This is a genomic window from Porcipelethomonas ammoniilytica, assembly GCF_025567485.1.
Classification (GTDB): domain Bacteria; phylum Bacillota; class Clostridia; order Oscillospirales; family Ruminococcaceae; genus Porcipelethomonas; species Porcipelethomonas ammoniilytica.
Genome location: NZ_JAOQKH010000003.1, coordinates 18,375 through 32,998, shown reverse-complemented (window position 1 = coordinate 32,998; position 14,624 = coordinate 18,375). Strand labels below are relative to the sequence as shown.

Genomic DNA, 14,624 nt, shown 5'->3' with positions numbered 1-14,624 from the left:
AATATAATAAATCAGAGGTCAACGATATTAGTAACAATGCCGTTTTTTGCAATATCAATTATTCCGAAAGAAGGTCGATTTCCGTCTCTGGGACAGGAAACGCTTCCGGGATTCATTGTGTAAAGACCGTTATCATATTCGTTGAATCTTGCATGTGTATGCCCGTAGAGCAGTATATTCGCACCTTTTTCTCTGGCAATCTTTTTTAGGGGTTCAACAGAGGATTTTACGCCGTATTGATGACCGTGAACAGCAAAGATACAGTTTTGATCATCAGGAGTGAAAAGAAGTTCTTTTTCGCTCAGACTTGCAAAATCGCAGTTTCCTGCTATGTGAATAAATTTTTTATCAGGATATTGAGTGTAAATACGGTTAAGCTCTCTTTCACCGTCGCCTAAATGTATATATAAATCGGCATAAAAGTCCTGTACGATTTTGTTTAATGCAAAATAATTATTATGCGAATCAGACATAACTATAATTTTCATTGAATACTCCTTAAAATTTGTTTGCAGAGGTTATATATAAAAAAATTATAACATAAATATAGAATAATTACAATGGTTTTTAGGGCGTTTCACAAAAGAAAACATAATTTATTTTGGAAAGAGGTTTTACTTATGTCTAAAATTGATCCTAAAAATGCCGACGAACTTTTAAAGGTTGTGAGCAAAAAACTGAATGTTCCGGCAGATACGTTAAAAAAGCAGCTTGAAGAAGGAAAATTTGACGCTGCGCTTAATAATATGAGCAGCAGCGAGTCTGCAAAATTTAAACAGGTTATGAATAATCCGAAGCTTGTAGAAAAAATTATTTCTACTCCTCAGGCACAGGCGCTTTACAAAAAAATAACCGGAGAAAAATAAATTGGTTTAAGGAGGAGGGAACAATTTAAAATGGACGATTTAATGGGTAAAATTCAGGAGATGCTGTCAGACGAAGAAAGTATGAAGCAGATAAGTGAATTGGCGCAGATGTTCTCCTCCTCTGATAATACTGAAACAAAATCAAGTGAATCGCCGTCAAAGCCAGATAACAACGGAAACGGACTTCCGGGCGGTATTGCAGGTCTCGGTATGGGTGATTTTGATTTTACAAAAATTCTGAAAGTACAGGAAATTATGAACAAAGCCTCTAATGACAAAAATGCTGAGTTTCTTTTGGCGCTGAAACCTCTTTTAAGGGAAGAACGACAGTCCAAGGTCGATAAAGCAGTTAAAATGCTTAAGCTTTTTACAGTATGGACAGTACTTAAGGACAGCGGATTGTTAAACGATTTGTTCTGAAGAAAGGAGGAACTATATGGATTACAGTCAGTCAGATATTAATCATATGCGGCAGGACGCTTTACGGCGTACCCGTGAAATGCACAGCCGTTCCGGTTACAGCAAAAACAATGTACAAGCTAAGGAAAGCCCACCGATTTCCTCGGAACAGTTTAAAATTAATGAAAATGAACGGAAAGAAAATGCATCAGCTGTATATAAAAATAACAGCAATCCGCTGAACGGACTGCTGTCAGGTTTTTTTACAGACGGCAAGATCGATAATGATAAAATAATTATAATAGCTTTAATTTTTATTCTTGCAAAAGAAGGCGCAGACTTAAAACTGCTTATTGCGCTGGGATATATACTGATGTAAAATATAGGGAGAATTATTATGAATGATGTAATTTTTAAAGGAATATGGGTGTTGTTGGGAATTATTATGCTGAGGTATTATGCCAAAAGAAAACACACTGTAAAATCAGCTTTTTTCGGTATGCTGTCAGGCGGTACGGTACTTGTGCTTATGCACTATTTTGGAAGTCATATAGGATTTTCTCCGCCGCTGAATCTTTTTAATACTATGATTTCTCTTGTGCTTGGCGTACCGGGAGTAATACTTATTTCGGCAGTAAATTTGCTTTTATAATGTTTTTTTGTTACGCATTATAAGCGCAGTTCCGATTGCTGCTATCCCTGTTAGGAAAGCTGCTGTAATACCATTGTCTCCTGTTTTTGGAGAACCGGATTTTGTATTAGTTGTTGTAGCGGAAGTTTTAACAGTTGTTTCTGTAGATAATGTTGTATTGCTGATAGTTGTATTATCAATATTTGCTGAAGTAGTAGTTAAATTTTCTGACTCAGATACACTTTCAGTGGGGGTGGTATCGTCTGTATTTGCAGCTTCCATAGAATCAATCAGATACTGTTTCATTTCATCATAAGTCATATAATTTGAAGTTATATCTGTAAAAGAGTATTTATATTCTGATGAATCAAAAAGGTCTCTTTTATTTACATGTGTAAAAGAATATTCAGATATTTTGTTGTCATATGTTTCCTTATCGACTGGTTCACCGTTTACTTCATATATATCATTGACAATATCGTGAGAAAGTTCATCAATTACTGTTAGAGAAAAATCTTCCATTTTAATAAAGTTAATTCCAATTTTTGAACCGGCTTTTTCAATAAAATAGTCGTTTCTAAAAATTCCGTTCCTTTCGGAATATGCTGAAAAGAAATCCTTGAAACCAAAATCCTTAAGCTTGATTAAATCACCATTAGAATAACTATAAAGTCCTCCATACCAAAAAACCATTGGGTCGCCTATGTAAAGTTCAGGTATTTCATCTTCATTAAGATATAAAAGACGGCATTCACAGTATTCTGTCTGATTTTGTGAAAATTCATCCATTGCTTCAAGATATGCTTCCTGCCAGCTTTTTTCAGAAGCAGAAACATTAAATGCAGTAAAAGAAGCTATCGAAATTGCTGTGCAGAGCAAGCAGGTGAGAAATTTGTTAATTTTTTTCATGTATTTGTCCCCTTAAAATTGATTTTACATTATTTATACACAAAGTCACTTTTGATAAAAACTATCAAAAGTGACTTAATAAATTTTTTTATTAACTTCCGACTAATAAGACGAAGTTTTTTGAAATTCCTGTAACAAATTACTTGATTTCGATTGTAGCGCCAGCTTCTTCAAGCTTTGTCTTAAGTTCTTCAGCTTCTGCCTTAGAAACGCCTTCCTTGAGAGCCTTAGGAGCTGATTCAACAACTTCCTTAGCTTCCTTAAGACCAAGACCGAGAGCGTCCTTAACAGCCTTGATAACAGGCATCTTAGCGTCGCCGAATGAAGTCAGAACTACGTCGAATTCTGTCTTTTCTTCAGCAGCAGCAGCGCCGCCTGCAGCAGGAGCAGCAGCAACAGCAGCTGTTACACCAAATTCTTCCTGAATAGCGTCAACCAGTTCAGCCAGTTCCAGAACTGAAAGAGCTTTAATATCTTCAATAAACTTTAAAATCTTTTCTGAAGCCATGATTAATAATCTCCTTTTATAATAATGTAATTAATTGAGACAGATAAAACTGTCAGCGTAAAAATTAAGCAGCGTCTTCTGACTTGCTGTCTGCAACAGCCTTGAGAATAGCAGCCAGTCCCTGAATAGGACCCTGTAACGAACCAACAAGCTGTGCAAGAAGAACGTCCTTTGCTGGAATTTTTGAAAGAGCAACAACGCCCTTTTCATCATAAATTTCACCGTCAACCATACCGGCTTTCAGATTAAATTTACCGTCCATTTCTGAAGCGTACTTACCTAAAACTCTTGCAGGAGCTGTCTGATCCTCGTTTGAAACAGCAATAGCAGTTGTTCCTTCAAGAACGTCGTCAAGACCTTCGATTCCTGCATTTTTAAGAGCAAAACGCAGAAGTGAATTCTTTTCTACAGAATACTTAACGTTTTCAGCACGGAGATCACGTCTGAGCTTTGTATCCTCTTCAACTGTGATGCCCTTGTAGTCAACGATAACGAATGAAACTGCATTCTTGAGTGTTTCTGTAAGCTGTTCAACCTTAGCCTTCTTAGCTTCTAAAACCTTTTCGCTTGGCATTATAGTTTCACCTCCGATTATTTGTATAATCGTATCAAAAGAATAATGCAAAAAACCCTTTTCCAGAGGAAAAGGGCATAAATAAATCATATTTAATGCACATTCCTCGGCTGGACTTATGGCTTTCGCCACCAACTGTCTTAAGAATACGATTTGTTTTAACAACTTTAATATTATATCACGGTTTTAAATGTTTGTCAACAGTTTTTCTGATTTATTTTAAAATTTCCAGTGCTTTTTTTAACTGTGTATCTGTTTCAGGATCTGGATTGCTTATATCAGTATCTTCCGGAAGGTCAACTTCATAATCTGGTAAAAGACCTATTTTATGGTAGCATTCGGATTTTGCCGTTTTATATGTAGCAACAGTAATTTTCAAGCCGCCGCCGTTTTTCAGTTCAACTGTATTTTGCATGATTCCTTTGCCGAATGTTTTTTTCCCTACAAGCTTTGCCTTGTCGAAATCTCTTAGAGCAGAGGCAAAAAGCTCTGCCGCACTGGCAGTATTTTCATTTACCAGTACTGCCATTGGTAAGTCGAGTTCTTCAGCGTCAGATTCGCATATTACTTCAGTTTTTCCGTTTTTGAATTCAGCTGTGGCAACTACACCTTCCGGAAGAAGCGGATCAAGACATGATGAGCATGAAGTAAGCAGACCGCCTCCGTTGTCTCTGAGATCAAAAATTATACCCTTTGCATTATTTTTCAATGCATTGTCAAGGGCTTCTTCATATTGTTTAACAGTGGTTTCTTTAAAACCGGTAATTTTTATATATGCTATATTATTTTCAAGCATATCATAGGTAACGGTTATAGTGTCAATTTTCTTTCTGGTTATTGTGTATTCTAATTTTTCTCCGTTTCGGTCAAGAGTGATTGTAACGTCTGTTCCTTCCTTGCCTCTGACTAGACTAATTAAGTTATCATATTCAACATTTTCTGCATCAATACCGTCGACAGCTGTCAGAATATCACCTTCTTTAATATCGTATTCAGAAGCCGGGGAGTTTTCTGTAACGCTTACAATTTCAATCTTTTTTGCATCGTTTTGAATTACGGTTATGCCGATTCCGGTAAGTGAACCCTGAGAGTTTATTACTGACTGTTTATATTCGTCAGGCGTCATATATGCCGCATAGTCGTCGTCAAGTCCGTCTACAAGTCCTTTTAATGCACTTGTAACTAACGTTTCATCGTCAGCATCTTCATAAAAGAATTCGTCAATATAATCTTTTACTTCAAAAATTTCCTGAATAATATTTTCCTTTTCTTTTAAATCAGAAAAATGTTTATTGCATAGACCAAAAACTACAGCGCCTGTTATTGCAGATGATATCAAGGCGGCAAGAAAGGTTTTGGCTTTGCTTAATTTATTATTCATTTTATCGCCTTCTTTTGTTTAAAAAAACAGGGACAAGAAGTATAAACTTGCCCCATATTAATTTATTTTAGTATAAGTATCCGGTTGGGTCAACTGTTGAACCGTTAACTCTGACTTCAAAATGACAATGATTTCCTGTAGACCATCCGGTTGAACCTACTGAAGCAATTGTTTCTCCGGCGGATACTGACTGTCCTACTGAAACATAAACGGCTGAGCAGTGAGCGTAAAGGGTGGATATACCGTTTCCATGGTCAACCATTACATAATTACCGTAACCGCCGTTACAGCCGCAGCTGCTGTCTTTGCCGTAGTCATGAGAACAGCCTGATTTTACAAGTGTAACTGTACCGCTTCCGGCAGATACTATTGAAGCTCCGTGAATTCCGCCGCCGGCAATATCAATACCTGCATGAAGCGAACCCCATCTGTAGCCATATCCGCTGGAAATACTATAAAATCCGGGGACAGGCCATGTTAAAGCGCCGCTGTAGCTTCCGGTTCCGCTTGAACCTCCGATTTCTCCATCGCCGGAGTTATCCCCGCCGCCTGCAGCTGAATCGTCCGAACTGTCATTTTCACTATCATCTTCGCTATAGGAATTATTGCTGTTTTCTTCATTGCTGCTTTGCTGCGACGTAGCGGCGGCAGCGGCAGCAGCTTCAGCCTGTTGTCTTGCTATTTCATTAATTTCGGCAATTTCAGCGTCCATAGCGTTATTATCAGCTTCGTATTGGTCAATATCAGCCTGTCTTGACGCTATTTCTGCTTGTTGTCGGTCAATATAATCCTGTGATTCCTGATAATCGTTGTTAAGTTCAATGATTGCAGCATTAAGTTCTTTTTTGCATTCTTCTTGTTCAGCCAGATTAGCATTAAGTTCTGTTTTTTCAATATCAAGTTGAGTCTGGGCTTCTTCAAATTGTTCAAGCTGAGTCATCAGAGAATTTACCAATTCATTGTCATGCTTTGAAACTTGAGAAATAATCTCTATTTTTGAAAGCATATCATAAAAGTCGGTAGCTCCTACTAATGCAGACGCTAAACTGTCATTTCCTGAAATATACATTGCTCTCAGACGACTTTTAAATTCTTCAAGACCGATGTCTATATCTTTTTGTTTATTTTCGATATCAATTTCAAGCTGATTTATTTTTTCTTCTTTTTCAGCTATTTTATTGTTGATGTCATTGATTTTGGTATTTACAATTTCAATATTTTCATTTTGGAGATTAATTTTTTCCTGAAGAAGTTCCTGATCTTTTTCAGCCTGAGAAATATCGCTGTCAATACTGTCCATTTCTTCCTGAAGACGTTTGATTTCAGCTTCATTAGCCGCTTTTTCATCTTCAAGATCAGAAATTGTTTTCGCTTGTACTGCAACGTGATCATGATTATTAACATATGTAAGACTGCCTGCGGCAACAAATGCGCATATAAGCACCGCCGCAATTTTTAATTTTCTTATTTTTAATTTCATGTTTAAAGCCGGATAATCCGGCATTTACACCACCAATCTTTTTTATACATTCAGATGTTTACGTGTGCTGAGGACGCTTCCCAGAGCGCCGATACAGCCTCCTGCCAGAATATAAATTCCTGCAACCTTGAATATAATATCATTGAAAGGTATAATACTTCCCATACCTATGATATTTAATATATTAACCTCTTTAGTAAGCAGTTCAACAACGGCGTCATAACCGAACCATGTTATAACTGTAGCTACCAAACCGGCAGCGATTCCTGTTACCATTCCTTCTACAAAAAAAGGAACTCGTATGAACGCATTAGTAGCTCCTACATATTTCATAATACTTATTTCATTTCGTCTTGCAAACACGCTTGCCTTAGTAGTATTTGATATGATAACCATTGATACTATAGCAAGAGCAATAATTATAGCGGAAGCTACCCATGTGACAATTTTTCTCATTTCTGTAAGTATATTAACAAAATCATAAGGGGCTCTTATTGAGTAAACATGATCAAGCTCTTCAATTAAAGTAACTGTTTCCGATGTTAATGAAATATCCTTGATTTTAATTCTGTATGAATCAAGCAATGGATTGTCATCTCCCAGGGAATCGAATACTTTTTCATATTCAGCCATGCTTTTTTTCATAGATTCAAAGGCATCGTCTTTTGAATAAAAGGAAATATCATCAATGTTTTCAATTTGTTCCAGTCTTGCCTTGACATCTTTCATCTGATTTTCAGTGATATTTTCGTCAAGGAAAACGATTACTTCATTTTTATTTTCAATTCCTCCGATAATTGAATTCAGATTTATGTAGAAAAGAATTGAAATACCGACCAGAAGAAGTGAAACAAGCAGAACGCAAAATGATGCAAATGCCATCATTCTGTTTTTCCAGATGTTATCAAGTCCCTGACGTCCTAAATATCTGATACCGCTAAGCTTCATTATTGCCTCCAATCACTTCGTCAAAGACAATTTCTCCGGAGTTAATGTTAATGATTCGTCCTCCGAAGTGCCGGACAAGATCATGTTCATGAGTGACCATGAGAATAGTTGTACCGCATTCGTTTATACCTTTTAGAAGTTCAACAATTTCATAAGAAAGCTCAGGATCGATATTTCCCGTAGGTTCGTCCGCAATAATAAGTTGGGGATCGTTTACCAGCGCTCTGGCAATGGCAACACGCTGCTGCTCGCCGCCGGAAAGCTGATTGGGATAGGAATTTGCCTTATCCTGAAGTCCCACAAGGCTTATAACATAAGGAACTCTTTTTCGTATATACTTTCTTGGTGCATCAATAACACGGAGTACGAAAGCAACGTTTTCGTATACGGTCATTGACGGAATCAGCCTGAAATCCTGAAATACAAAACCAATGGTTCTTCGGAATTCAGGGATTTTTTTCTTTTGCAGCTTACTTAAGTTATAGTCGTTGACCATAACAATACCGCTGGTAGCGTCAATTTCTTTGAGTATCAGCTTAATAAGCGTACTTTTACCTGCGCCTGACGAACCTACGACAAAAGCAAAATCGCCGTCGTTAATTCTCAGGCTGATGTTATTCAGCGCATCTACGCCGGTTGAATAGGTAACTGAGACATTTTTCAGTTCTACCAAAGGGACACCTTCTTTCCACCGTATAAAACGGTGATAAAATCAGTTGACCACGTGTAAACCTAATCAGAATTTAATCGGATTAGCTGATAAATATTTCTTTACCATTAAAGCAATTTTAAATATTATTGCGTGGTCAAATTCTCTAAGATCAAGACCAGTAAGCTTTTTGATTTTTTCAAGACGGTAAACCAGGGTATTTCTGTGAACGAAAAGTTTTCTTGATGTTTCAGAAACATTCAGGTTATTTTCAAAAAACTTCTGGATAGTAAATAAAGTTTCATGATCCAGAGAATCTATACTTCCTCTTTTGAACACTTCATGAAGAAATGTTTCACATAGAGTTGTAGGCAGATGATAAATAAGTCTTGCAATACCCAGATTATCATAGCTTACGATGTTTTTATCGGTATCAAAAACCTTGCCGACTTCAAGAGCCATTTGAGCTTCTTTGAATGAACGTGCCAGATCCTTTACACCAATAACCGCAGTACCTATACCAACATTAACTCTAGTATAGAATTCGCTGCTTAAGGTATCTGCAATGGAACGTGCAAGCTTTTCAAGGTCGTTTGAATCAACAGTATTTTTAATTTCCTTAACAAGAACGATATCGCTTTCTGCAATATTGAAAACAAAATCCTTGTTTTTGTCAGGGAAAAGATTCTGTATAACGTCATATGCCGAAATATCGTTTGCAGAAACGATTCTTATAAGGAAGACAACTCTGCTGATTTCAGCATTGAAATGAAGTTCTCTTGCTTTTATAACGATATCTCCGGGGAGAACATTATCCAGAACAACGTTTTTAATAAAGTTGTTTCTGTCATATTTTTCGTCATAATACTGTTTAATGTTAGATAAGCTTATTGCCATAATACTCGCATATTTAGCGGCATTATCGTCAACGCCTTCCACAAATACGGCATATTCCGGTTTAACCCTTGAGCCGAAAGGCTTGTAGGTATATCCGTCTCTTATAAAAATATCATGAGAATCGCTAAGATCAAGAGAAACGAATTCATTTGTAGTTCCTACTTTTGTAAGGTCACTGCAGGCGATAATTGTTGCCGTTTCATCAACAACTCCTATTACAGCATTAACAGCATCTCTCATCTGATGTACTAGACCTTGAAATAATCTGTTGGACATGTCAGCATTCCTTTCTGTTTTGTGTTTTTAATTCAATGCTTCTATAATGCCTTAATATATTACAAATTGTAACACATTTTAAAGCCGAATTTGTTAACAAATTGTTAACAATTAATATTTGGAAGAAATTTTCAACAAAGAAGCAGTGTTGAAAATTGTATAAAATAAACAAATGGTTAATTTTTTTGTAATAAAAATGTAACGCAAATGCAAATTACATTTTTTCCGGACACTCAATTTTCATAATTGTCAGAGAATTTCTGAGCGCCTGAAGAACTGCTTTGCACAGTACAAGACGAGCTTTTTTCAATTCTTCGCTTTCAGCGTTTTTTACGCTGCATACGTCGTAGAACTTATGGAAAAGAGTTGCAAGTTCTACTGAATATTTAGTGATTTTTGCCGGATCATAAGTTTTGGCCGCATTGTCAATTTCGTTCGGCAGAGCGGCAAGCTGCCTTATAAGTTCGATTTCCTGCGGCTTGTCCAGTACGCTGAGATTTTCAATACTGTAATCTTCCGCTTCAAATCCTTCTGCTTTGAGGTTGGTTATCAGACTGCAAATTCTAGCATGTGCATACTGAACGTAATAAACAGGATTCTGCGATGATTTTTCTACTGCAAGATCCAGATCGAAATCGAAATGTGAATTAGGTTCACGAAGATTAAAGAAAAATCTTGCGGCGTCTATAGGAATTTCTTCAAGCAGAGTTGACAGGGTAATAGCTTTGCCGGAGCGTTTAGATAGCTTGTACTTTTCTCCGTTTCTTACAAGATTTACCATCTGCATTATAACAATATCGAGTTTATTTGCATCCACTCCCAGTGCGGTAAGAGCAGCTTTCATACGTGGTATATATCCATGGTGGTCAGCGCCGAAAATATCAATTGCCTTGTCATATCCTCTTGTTACCAGCTTGTTGTAATGGTAGGCAATATCCGGAACAAAGTAAGTAACAACGCCGTTTGCACGAACCAATACTCTGTCTTTTTCATCTCCTAGCTGAGATGATTTGAACCATAAAGCGCCGTCTTGTTCATATGTATATCCGCTTGCCTTGAGTTTTTGGATAATTTCATTGACTGAACCGTCATTGTGAAGAGTACTTTCCTTAAACCAGTTATCATATGTAATGCGGTATTTTGCAAGGTCACGTTCCAGTCCGGCAATATTTTTAGGAAGGGCAAAATCTGTAAGTGTTTTTTTGCGGATATCTTCGTTTTCACTGGAAAGTGATGAACCGTTTTCTTTGAAGTAGTTGTATGCATGTTCAATGATGTCCATTCCGAGATAAACATCTTCAGGCATTGGGAAATTTTCAGTATCGTTATAGATAGTTTCGCATATATCTTGAATATTTCCGCCGCATTTTTCAATTACGGCTTGTCCTTTACCATTGCATATCTGCATGAATCTGAGATTCAGAGACTTTCCGAATTTTTCAATCTGATTTCCTGCATCGTTTACATAGAATTCACGCTGAACATCGTATCCTGCCCATTTCATAATTTCAGCAAGGCAGTCGCCTATAGCGCCTCCTCTGGCATTACCGATATGCATAGGACCTGTGGGATTGGCAGATACAAATTCAACCAGTACCTTTTTACCGGATCCGGTTTCAGTTTTACCGTATTCACTGCCTTCCTTTATAACGGTGTCAACAATTTCAGAGAACCATCTTCTGCCGAGGAAAAAGTTAATAAATCCCGGACCTGCAATTTCTGTTCTTTCAAAATAAGTTCCGTCAAGAACAAGTTCGTCGCATATCATTTCAGCAATTTTTCTTGGAGGGAGCTTAAAAGCTTTTGCGCATACCATAGCAGTATTTACCGCAAAATCTCCGTGGCTTTTGTCTGCCGGAATTTCTACTCTGAAATCGGGAAGAGGTTCAGAAGGAGCTTTTCCGGTAGTCACCAGTCTGCCCAGAGAAGCTAAAACAATTTCTCTTATTTGTGATGATGCAAGTCTAGTCAAGTTTGCCATGAATTAAATCATACCTTTCTACTTATGCTTTTTTTATATTCATTATAATTTCATTATCAGACATATAACTTGCGTTAATATCTATAGTATATTTTAAATATAGATCTCCGCCGTCGTCCATAAGATTATTTTTTATGGAGTGAGTGTAAATACCGATATCCATTGAACCGTATGGAGTTTCATAGTGGCAGTGATGCTTTTTGCCTGGTTCAATAATCAGATCCGAGCTTGTGCTGCCTGTTCTGATTATTGAAGCAAATTTGTTTTCTGTAACTAAAATTTCTGTTACAGAGCCTTTGAAGCCTGTCGCTTCGGAATCTTCATATGAAATATGGTAGGAATTATTTTTTTTACTGAATTTTCCCTGAGTAATCAATTCCGTTTCGGTTTTTTCATCGTATATGGATTGAATACTTTTCATTTGTATCATTACATTATCTGTCAATTTTAATCTCCTAAACTGCAGCTGAAAACTTCTCCCTGAACGGCGTGTTCAAGAAAATGTTTTGCATTTTCTTCAAAGAGTTCCGTACTGTCACTTACATAGTAAGTATTTTTGCCTGATTCTGTTCTGCTGCTGAGCATATCCTTTTCCATAAGACTGCTCTGTGCATATTTTGCCGCTTCTGCTCCGGGAGAAATAAGCGTAATGTCATTTCCCATAATATCGGAAATAATATCCTTAATAACGGGGTAGTGAGTACAGCCGAGAATCAATGTGTCCACGCCCTCTGCCTTAATAGGAGCAAGGTATTCTTCAGCTACGAGCCGTGTTATTTTGTTGTTTCTGTCCGTATATCCGTTTTCGACCAGATGAACAAATAAAGGACACGGATTTCCTACCACAAATATATGCGAGTTTATACTTTTTACAGCTTTTCCGAAGCTTCCGCTTTTAATTGTTGCGGGAGTGCCTATAACGCCGATTCTTCCGTTTTTGGTTGCGCTGCATGCCGCCTGTACTGCCGGAAGAATTACTCCTGTAAACGGCATGTCGTCAACAAGCGGTTTTGTACCGATGACCGAGCTTACCGTACCGCATGCGGCAATTATCATTTTTATTTTATGTTTTCTTAAAAATTCAACGTCCTGTCTGGCATATTTCATAACGGTCTCACGGCTTCTGCTGCCGTAGGGAACACGGGCAGTGTCGCCGAAATATATTATATTTTCGTTTGGCAGGAGCTTGTTCAGCTCCTTGACTGCTGTAAGACCGCCTATGCCTGAATCAAATACTCCGATAGCGTCATTGTTCATAGTGCTCCTCCGGTAAATAAGAATATGAGAGTTTTAATAATTTCTGTCAGCATTGTCGATAGCCTGTTCAATAAGCTTGTCGATAAGATAGCCGTAAGTCATACCTAAGTTTTCCATAAGCTTAGGGTACATGCTGATAGGAGTAAATCCCGGCATGGTATTTATCTCGTTAAGAATTATTTCATTTTGTTCTGTAAGAAAGAAATCAACTCTTGAAAGTCCCTTGCAGCCCATGGCTTTATAAGCGTCAACTGCGATTTGTCTTATTTCTTTAGCGCTTTCGTCCGGGATATTTGCGGGGATAATAAGATTTACTGAATTATTTATATATTTTGATTCATAGTCATAAAAGTCATTGTTCTTGCCGATCTCGCCGATAAATGACGCAAAAGGAGAGTCGTATCCGAATACGGCTACTTCAAGTTCCTGACCTTTTATGAATTCTTCAATAATAACTTTATTGTCGTGGGAAAATGCGATTTTTACCGCTTCCTTAAGGGAATCAAAATCCTCGGCTTTGTTGATGCCTATAGAAGAACCGCAGTTTGCAGGCTTTACGAAGAGCGGAAATCCCAGATCATCGGCAATATCTTCGCATTCTTTATCAAGATGATTTAGATTTCTGTGAGTAAGCATTCTCCATTTTGCAGTTCTTATATTATTGTAGTCAAGTATGGAGTGAGTATGAGCTTTATCCATACAGGAAGCGGACGCCAGCAGTCCGCAGCCCACATATGGGATACGGGACATGTCTAGAAGTCCCTGAATAGTACCGTCCTCACCGTTTTTTCCGTGAAGAACAGGAAAGACAACATCTACTTTTTTTATTGAAGCTTCACCGTTTTCAATAGTGATAATACCTTTGTGAAGAGGATCGGGAGAAATAACGGCTGAAGAACAGTCCGGATCCTTTTCCCATTCTCCTGAAGCAATATTGCTGACGTCTCCGGGATAGTAAAGCCAGCGGCCTTTTTTGGTAATTCCGATGCAGATAACCTCATATTTGTCTTTTGGCATGTTTTCAATAACGTTAGTTGCGGAAACTAATGAAATATCATGTTCGCTTGAAGCGCCTCCGAAAATAACTACCACTTTGGTTTTTGACATGTTTACATCTCCTTTAATGTCCGTTGATTATCAAAAAATCAAATTATGTATCAATATATTTTAACATATTTCACAATAAACTGCAAGTGTTTTTTGGCTTTAGTCCATAAAAATTATATACATAATTAATTTTTACAAGCTTATACTATTATATTGCAGTATTCCAAAAAAGATTCCGGAAATTTATTCATAAAACGCTTGACTTTTACATTTTTGCATGATATAATAGTAATACCTCTTTTAGGGGTCTATTTTTTTGTTTATAAAATATTTCCCTAACCTGAGGGAGGCAAACTATTCAATATTCCGTATGTTTTACGGAAGAATTTCGTCAGGAGGTGCCGATATGAGAGTAAAGGTGACTTTAGCTTGCACAGAATGCAAGCAGCGCAATTATTGTACGAAGAAGAATAAGAAGAATGATCCTGACAGACTTGAAATGAACAAGCATTGCAAGTTCTGTAAGAAACACACTCTTCACAGAGAAACAAAGTAACGGAGGTCTTGAATATGTCAAAAGAATCAAAGACTAAAGAAAAAAAGACCTCGGACAAGTCCAAAAAGAAAAAACCAAACAGAATTGTTAAGTGGTTTAAGGACTTGAAAAGCGAATTTAAAAAGGTAGTATGGCCAAGCAGAAAAAAAGTTTTTAATAATACGTTCGTCGTTCTGGTTGTATTGGTGATCGCAAGCGTATTTGTAGGAGGACTTGATTTCGGTCTGCTCAAGCTTTTCAGCTTTGTGCTTAATCTAGGATGATG

Annotated in this window: 19 protein-coding genes and 1 other annotated feature; of the genes, 6 read left to right on the top strand and 13 right to left on the bottom strand. The window is 37.3% G+C overall.

Going from position 1 to position 14,624, the window contains the following annotated elements; all coding sequences use genetic code 11:
• Positions 1–11: 11 nt before the first annotated feature.
• Positions 12–488 (bottom strand): metallophosphoesterase family protein, encoded by a 477-nt coding sequence (locus tag OCV67_RS03260; protein WP_147642433.1) that lies wholly within the window; start codon positions 486–488, stop codon positions 12–14.
• A gap of 132 nt (positions 489–620) precedes the next feature.
• On the opposite strand from OCV67_RS03260, the gene OCV67_RS03255 reads away from it, so the two are divergent.
• Genes OCV67_RS03255 through OCV67_RS03240 form a run of 4 tightly spaced genes read left to right on the top strand, consistent with a single transcriptional unit; the run spans position 621 to position 1,917 of the window.
• Positions 621–866, top strand: coding sequence for a hypothetical protein (locus OCV67_RS03255; protein ID WP_147642432.1), 246 nt, complete (start codon positions 621–623; stop codon positions 864–866).
• 30 nt (positions 867–896) lie between these two features.
• A complete protein-coding gene (locus OCV67_RS03250; protein ID WP_147642431.1) occupies positions 897–1,286 on the top strand; it encodes a hypothetical protein in 390 nt (129 codons plus the stop codon).
• Between the two features lie 16 nt (positions 1,287–1,302).
• Positions 1,303–1,644: a hypothetical protein gene (locus tag OCV67_RS03245; protein ID WP_147642430.1), complete on the top strand. Its 342-nt coding sequence runs from the start codon at positions 1,303–1,305 to the stop codon at positions 1,642–1,644.
• Positions 1,645–1,662: 18 nt separating this feature from the next.
• Positions 1,663–1,917, top strand: coding sequence for a pro-sigmaK processing inhibitor BofA family protein (locus tag OCV67_RS03240; RefSeq protein WP_147642429.1), 255 nt, complete (start codon positions 1,663–1,665; stop codon positions 1,915–1,917).
• Here the strand turns inward: OCV67_RS03240 and OCV67_RS03235 are convergent.
• From OCV67_RS03235 to OCV67_RS03180, 12 genes are all read right to left on the bottom strand, one after another.
• Entirely contained in the window at positions 1,912–2,805 is an 894-nt protein-coding gene (locus OCV67_RS03235) for an LPXTG cell wall anchor domain-containing protein (RefSeq protein ID WP_147642428.1), read from the bottom strand. The genes OCV67_RS03240 and OCV67_RS03235 overlap by 6 nt on opposite strands.
• A 139-nt stretch (positions 2,806–2,944) precedes the next feature.
• Positions 2,945–3,313, bottom strand: coding sequence for a 50S ribosomal protein L7/L12 (rplL, locus tag OCV67_RS03230; RefSeq protein ID WP_147642427.1), 369 nt, complete (start codon positions 3,311–3,313; stop codon positions 2,945–2,947).
• Between the two features lie 64 nt (positions 3,314–3,377).
• Positions 3,378–3,887, bottom strand: a complete 510-nt coding sequence (gene rplJ, locus OCV67_RS03225) for a 50S ribosomal protein L10 (protein ID WP_147642426.1) — start codon at positions 3,885–3,887, stop codon at positions 3,378–3,380.
• Positions 3,888–3,926: 39 nt separating this feature from the next.
• Positions 3,927–4,050, bottom strand: a sequence feature (ribosomal protein L10 leader region).
• Positions 4,051–4,101: 51 nt separating this feature from the next.
• Positions 4,102–5,268, bottom strand: coding sequence for a S41 family peptidase (locus tag OCV67_RS03220; RefSeq protein ID WP_147642425.1), 1,167 nt, complete (start codon positions 5,266–5,268; stop codon positions 4,102–4,104).
• 67 nt (positions 5,269–5,335) lie between these two features.
• Complete coding sequence (locus tag OCV67_RS03215; RefSeq protein ID WP_147642424.1) at positions 5,336–6,772, bottom strand: murein hydrolase activator EnvC family protein; 1,437 nt, start codon at positions 6,770–6,772, stop codon at positions 5,336–5,338.
• 18 nt (positions 6,773–6,790) lie between these two features.
• The gene (ftsX, locus tag OCV67_RS03210; protein ID WP_147642423.1) at positions 6,791–7,696 is read right to left on the bottom strand and encodes a permease-like cell division protein FtsX; all 906 of its coding nucleotides are present in this window, start codon (positions 7,694–7,696) and stop codon (positions 6,791–6,793) included.
• Positions 7,686–8,369 carry a cell division ATP-binding protein FtsE gene (gene ftsE, locus OCV67_RS03205; RefSeq protein WP_147642422.1) on the bottom strand — a complete coding sequence of 228 codons (684 nt, stop codon included), beginning with the start codon at positions 8,367–8,369 and terminating at the stop codon, positions 7,686–7,688. Before ftsE ends, ftsX begins: the two co-directional genes overlap by 11 nt.
• 63 nt (positions 8,370–8,432) lie before the next feature.
• Positions 8,433–9,518 carry a PucR family transcriptional regulator gene (locus OCV67_RS03200; protein ID WP_147642421.1) on the bottom strand — a complete coding sequence of 362 codons (1,086 nt, stop codon included), beginning with the start codon at positions 9,516–9,518 and terminating at the stop codon, positions 8,433–8,435.
• 214 nt (positions 9,519–9,732) lie between these two features.
• Entirely contained in the window at positions 9,733–11,499 is a 1,767-nt protein-coding gene (gene argS / locus OCV67_RS03195; protein ID WP_147642420.1) for an arginine--tRNA ligase, read from the bottom strand.
• A 22-nt stretch (positions 11,500–11,521) separates the two neighbouring features.
• Positions 11,522–11,944: a DUF1934 domain-containing protein gene (locus OCV67_RS03190; RefSeq protein ID WP_147642419.1), complete on the bottom strand. Its 423-nt coding sequence runs from the start codon at positions 11,942–11,944 to the stop codon at positions 11,522–11,524.
• 2 nt (positions 11,945–11,946) lie between these two features.
• A complete protein-coding gene (murI, locus tag OCV67_RS03185; RefSeq protein ID WP_147642418.1) occupies positions 11,947–12,756 on the bottom strand; it encodes a glutamate racemase in 810 nt (269 codons plus the stop codon).
• Between the two features lie 33 nt (positions 12,757–12,789).
• A complete protein-coding gene (locus OCV67_RS03180; RefSeq protein WP_147642417.1) occupies positions 12,790–13,863 on the bottom strand; it encodes a D-alanine--D-alanine ligase family protein in 1,074 nt (357 codons plus the stop codon).
• 346 nt (positions 13,864–14,209) lie between these two features.
• On the opposite strand from OCV67_RS03180, the gene rpmG reads away from it, so the two are divergent.
• Complete coding sequence (gene rpmG / locus OCV67_RS03175; protein WP_147642416.1) at positions 14,210–14,359, top strand: 50S ribosomal protein L33; 150 nt, start codon at positions 14,210–14,212, stop codon at positions 14,357–14,359.
• 14 nt (positions 14,360–14,373) lie between these two features.
• Positions 14,374–14,622 (top strand): preprotein translocase subunit SecE, encoded by a 249-nt coding sequence (gene secE, locus OCV67_RS03170; RefSeq protein WP_147642415.1) that lies wholly within the window; start codon positions 14,374–14,376, stop codon positions 14,620–14,622.
• Positions 14,623–14,624: the final 2 nt, after the last annotated feature.

Bases quoted from the DNA above. Each gene is read 5' to 3' on its own strand.
- OCV67_RS03260 (WP_147642433.1), bottom strand. From the start codon at position 488: ATGAAAATTATAGTTATGTCTGATTCGCATAATAATTATTTTGCATTA.
- OCV67_RS03255 (WP_147642432.1), top strand. From the start codon at position 621: ATGTCTAAAATTGATCCTAAAAATGCCGACGAACTTTTAAAGGTTGTG.
- OCV67_RS03250 (WP_147642431.1), top strand. From the start codon at position 897: ATGGACGATTTAATGGGTAAAATTCAGGAGATGCTGTCAGACGAAGAA.
- OCV67_RS03245 (WP_147642430.1), top strand. From the start codon at position 1,303: ATGGATTACAGTCAGTCAGATATTAATCATATGCGGCAGGACGCTTTA.
- OCV67_RS03240 (WP_147642429.1), top strand. From the start codon at position 1,663: ATGAATGATGTAATTTTTAAAGGAATATGGGTGTTGTTGGGAATTATT.
- OCV67_RS03235 (WP_147642428.1), bottom strand. From the start codon at position 2,805: ATGAAAAAAATTAACAAATTTCTCACCTGCTTGCTCTGCACAGCAATT.
- rplL (WP_147642427.1), bottom strand. From the start codon at position 3,313: ATGGCTTCAGAAAAGATTTTAAAGTTTATTGAAGATATTAAAGCTCTT.
- rplJ (WP_147642426.1), bottom strand. From the start codon at position 3,887: ATGCCAAGCGAAAAGGTTTTAGAAGCTAAGAAGGCTAAGGTTGAACAG.
- OCV67_RS03220 (WP_147642425.1), bottom strand. From the start codon at position 5,268: ATGAATAATAAATTAAGCAAAGCCAAAACCTTTCTTGCCGCCTTGATA.
- OCV67_RS03215 (WP_147642424.1), bottom strand. From the start codon at position 6,772: ATGCCGGATTATCCGGCTTTAAACATGAAATTAAAAATAAGAAAATTA.
- ftsX (WP_147642423.1), bottom strand. From the start codon at position 7,696: ATGAAGCTTAGCGGTATCAGATATTTAGGACGTCAGGGACTTGATAAC.
- OCV67_RS03200 (WP_147642421.1), bottom strand. From the start codon at position 9,518: ATGTCCAACAGATTATTTCAAGGTCTAGTACATCAGATGAGAGATGCT.
- argS (WP_147642420.1), bottom strand. From the start codon at position 11,499: ATGGCAAACTTGACTAGACTTGCATCATCACAAATAAGAGAAATTGTT.
- murI (WP_147642418.1), bottom strand. From the start codon at position 12,756: ATGAACAATGACGCTATCGGAGTATTTGATTCAGGCATAGGCGGTCTT.
- OCV67_RS03180 (WP_147642417.1), bottom strand. From the start codon at position 13,863: ATGTCAAAAACCAAAGTGGTAGTTATTTTCGGAGGCGCTTCAAGCGAA.
- rpmG (WP_147642416.1), top strand. From the start codon at position 14,210: ATGAGAGTAAAGGTGACTTTAGCTTGCACAGAATGCAAGCAGCGCAAT.
- secE (WP_147642415.1), top strand. From the start codon at position 14,374: ATGTCAAAAGAATCAAAGACTAAAGAAAAAAAGACCTCGGACAAGTCC.